The organism is uncultured Gemmiger sp. (genome assembly GCA_944388105.1).
Taxonomy (GTDB): Bacteria; Bacillota; Clostridia; order Oscillospirales; family Ruminococcaceae; genus Gemmiger.
In genome coordinates this window covers 1-3550 of the sequence record CALXHN010000148.1, presented here as the reverse complement: position 1 = coordinate 3550, position 3550 = coordinate 1, and the positions used below count along the sequence as shown (strand labels likewise).

Sequence of the window (3550 nt, the reverse complement as noted above, 5' to 3'; positions counted from 1 at the left end):
TCCGTCACCATGGCGTACCGGGTCAGGACGCTGGCGCCGTAAGAGTCGTGGGTCAGCACCAGAAAACTGTCGTCCGCGGCACGGCCCAGGTAGGCGGACACCCGGTTTTCGGGGGAGGAGGCCCCCATGCCCGCCCCGGCTGTCTCCACCACCAGTTCGGGCAGGGTGCCCTCCGCCGCCAGCTGCCAGATGCCCTCCCCGTTCAGGAAGTAGAGGGTGCCGTCGGGCAGGCCGTCCATGGCCGCCACCGCCCCGCCGGGCACCTCTTCCAGCAGCGGGGTGTTGGTACCGGCGTCCGGGTCGATGGCCCGCAGCTGGACCCCGTTGGCCCCATAGGTCATGTAGACATACCGGTTCCCGGCCCCGCACTGGGCAAAGATACCGCCCCGGGCGGTCCATTCCCCTGCATTGTCTTTTTCTTCCTCCCAGTAGGAGTACGCCTGCTCCCCCACCCCGGGCATTGTGGTGCAGCTGCCGGTGGCCGGATCATACACCGCCAGGTCGGAGGACAGCTCCAGCTCCGGGGTGGCGGGCAGAAAGGCCAGACGCCCGTCCCCCAGGAAGGCAGGCGCCGCTATCAGCTCCCAGCCGGGCAGCAGGTCGGAGACCTTCCACTGGGTGAGCTGGCCTTCCTTTCCCATCAGAAAGGTGGTCCCGCCTTCGGTGCTCCACACCTTGTGCCCCACCCAGACCAGCCAGGTTCCGTCGGGGGAACACATGGCATACCGGATCTCTTCCTCCCTGTTCAGCCTCCCGGTCATCCAGCCCAGAGAGGCGGTGGTCCAGGTTTCGCCGCTGTCGGCGGATTGCAGCATCCGGTATTCGTCATTGCTTTTGTCGTACAGGCACAACTGCACCGTGCCGTCCGCTTTGCAGACGATCTCCCCCACGGCGGAAGCCCCCTGCAGGTCCACCGTCTGGGCTTCCCAGTGCCAGACGGCGGGGGCGGCGGTCTCGGCGGTGGCGGCGGGCGCTTCCGAAGGACCGCACCCGGCCAGCAGGGCGGCGGCCAGGGACAAGGCCAGCAATTTCAGGGATTTCATGGCGGTTCCTCCTTTTCGGTTTCGGTACTTTCATTCTACCCCGCCCGCCTTGAATTGTCCTTGAAAAAGGGGGAAAGTTTTTCAAGGTCTTTTCAAGATAAATCTGGTATACTGGAAACGAAGGAGGGGTTTGGTATGCGCATCCTGTTCATTGAGGACGACACCGCCCTGTGTGCCGCCCTGGCCCCGGCACTGGCCGGACTGGGCACGGCGGAATTCTGTCACACCGGACCGGAAGGTCTGGGTCTGCTGGCCAGCGGCGGGTATGACCTGTGTATCCTGGACCGGATGCTCCCGGGACTGGACGGGGTGACCCTGCTGCGGGCGGCCCGGGCCAAGGGGGTGCGTACCCCGGTGCTCATGCTCACCGCCCTGGCCGGTGCGGGGGACACGGTGGACGGGCTGGACGCGGGAGCGGACGACTACCTGGGCAAGCCCTTTGACACCCCGGTGCTGCTGGCCCGCCTGCGGGCCCTGCTGCGCCGCAGCGGGGGCACCGCCGCCCTGACGGCGGGAGACCTGCGGCTGGATACCGGGGAGCTGACCCTGACCGGTCCTGCGGGCAGCGCGGTGCTGTCCCGCAAGGAATGCGAACTGCTGGAAGCGCTGATGCGCGCCCCCGGACGGCTGCAGCCCCGCAGCGTGCTGCTGGCCCGGGTGTGGGGGCCTCTGGCCGAGGTGGAGGAGGCCAACCTGGACTGCTACATCCATTTTGTGCGGCGGCGGCTGACCGGGGTGGGCAGCCGGGTCCGGGTGGTAACGGTGCGGGGCAGCGGCTACCGGCTGGAGGTGGGCCCATGGTAAAGACGCTGCACCGCCGCCTGACCCTGTTCTTTGTGCTGCTCACCCTGCCGGTGCTCACGGCGGCCCTGGCCGCCGGAGGCTGGCTGTACCGCCAGCAGCAGCGGGAGGCGGCGGACGCCCTGTTCCTGCACACCGCCCAGAGCCTGTGCGACAGCCTGACCCAGGCCCAGTCGGTGAAGGACAGCTGGCTGACCCAGCGGCAGCAGGCCGCAGGGGGGATCCTGGACCTGACCGACAACGGGACCCCCACCCTGTTTTCCCGGCAGAACCGGCAGTTCCCGGGGACGGCGGCGCTGCTGGACCTGGCCGCCGCCCAGGCCGCCGGGGCCGGACTGGACCCGGACCGGACCGACAGGGAGGGGAATGTGGTGTTCCAGCTGGTGTCCTTCACCGTGACCGACACCGCCGGACGCTCCTGGCGGGGAGCGGCGGCGGTGCTGCCCCGGGGCGATGCCCACCGGCTGGAGCTGTTTCTGCTGCAGCCTGCGGGGCTGGCCTTCGGCCTGTGGCCGGCCCTGTTCCTGGCGGCCCTGTGGCTGGCGGGGACAGCCCTGCTGAGCGGGGCGGGCTGGCTGCTGGCCGGAAGGATGGTCCGGCCGGTCCGGCAGGCGTGGCAGCACCAGAACGAGTTCATCGCGGCGGCGGGGCACGAGCTGCGCAGCCCCCTGGCGGTGATCAAGGCCAGCCTGACCGCCGCCGGGACCGCCGACGCGGCGCAGCGGGAGAGTTTTCTGGCCGCGGCCCGACGGGAAACCGACCGGCTGGCCCTGCTGACCGACGACCTGCTGATCCTGGCGGCGGGGGAAGCGGGCGCCCTTTCCCTGCACCCCGGGCCGGTGGCGCCGGACACCCTGTGCATTGAGGTGTACGAGCAGTTCTATCTGCTGGCCCGGGCCAAGGGACATCCCCTGACCCTGGACCTGCCCGACACCCCGGTTCCGCCCCTGACCACCGACGCCCCCCGGCTGACCCAGCTGCTGTCCATCCTGGTGCAGAACGCCCTGGACCACACCCCGCCGGGAACGCCGGTGACCCTTGCCCTGCAGACGACGGCAGGGCGGCGTTCTGCGGTGCGGTTCTCGGTGATCGACCATGGTCCCGGCATTCCCGACGCAGCCAAGGCGCAGGTCTTCCTCCGGTTTTACCGGGGGGATGAGAGCCGCACCCGCAAGCAGAATTTCGGTCTGGGCCTGAGCGTGGCCCGGGAACTGGCCGCCCTGCTGGGGGCCGGCCTGACCCTGGAGGACACCCCGGGGGGCGGCGCCACCTTCACGGTGGAACTGCCGGCGGCCTAATCCGCCGGGTGCAGGGTGGACCGGGCCGCCACCCCCAGGATGAGCGCTCCGCCCGCCAGTTCCCGCAGGGTGGGCATCTCGCCCAGGAGCAGTGCGGCATAGGCGATGCCGTAGACCGTTTCCAGCCCGGAGACCAGCCCCGCCGTGCGGGCGGACACCCCTTTCTGGGCCGCCACATACAAAGAATGGGCCAGGGCGGTGCAGACAAACCCGATGAGCGCCACCCCTGCCAGGTCGGCGGGGGTCCATACCGCCCGCACCAGGAAAAAGGCGGGCAGCAGCACCAGGGCCGCGGTGCCCTGCTCATACAGGCAGACCACCCGGGCCGGGTAGCCGGCGGACAGACGGCGGTTGCACAGGGTCAGCACCCCATAGGCCAGACTGGACACCATGCCCCAGACAGCCCCC

At 69.8% G+C, this 3550-nt stretch carries 4 protein-coding genes; 2 read left to right on the top strand and 2 right to left on the bottom strand.

The genetic code is table 11. The features are described from left to right. Nucleotides 1-1043, bottom strand: a 1043-nt coding sequence (locus Q0K17_RS10860) for a hypothetical protein (RefSeq protein ID WP_294542927.1), incomplete at its 3' end; no start/stop codon positions are given. Nucleotides 1044-1178: 135 nt separating this feature from the next. Between Q0K17_RS10860 and Q0K17_RS10855 the strand changes: the two genes are divergently transcribed. Further along, nucleotides 1179-1847: a response regulator transcription factor gene (locus Q0K17_RS10855; RefSeq protein WP_294542926.1), complete on the top strand. Its 669-nt coding sequence runs from the start codon at nucleotides 1179-1181 to the stop codon at nucleotides 1845-1847. Continuing rightward, nucleotides 1841-3142, top strand: coding sequence for a HAMP domain-containing sensor histidine kinase (locus tag Q0K17_RS10850; protein WP_294542925.1), 1302 nt, complete (start codon nucleotides 1841-1843; stop codon nucleotides 3140-3142). Before Q0K17_RS10855 ends, Q0K17_RS10850 begins: the two co-directional genes overlap by 7 nt. On the opposite strand, the gene Q0K17_RS10845 is transcribed toward Q0K17_RS10850, so the two are convergent. Then, on the bottom strand, nucleotides 3139-3550 hold a 412-nt coding region (locus tag Q0K17_RS10845), incomplete at its 5' end, for a DMT family transporter (RefSeq protein WP_294542924.1). The two genes, Q0K17_RS10850 and Q0K17_RS10845, sit on opposite strands and share 4 nt — an antisense overlap.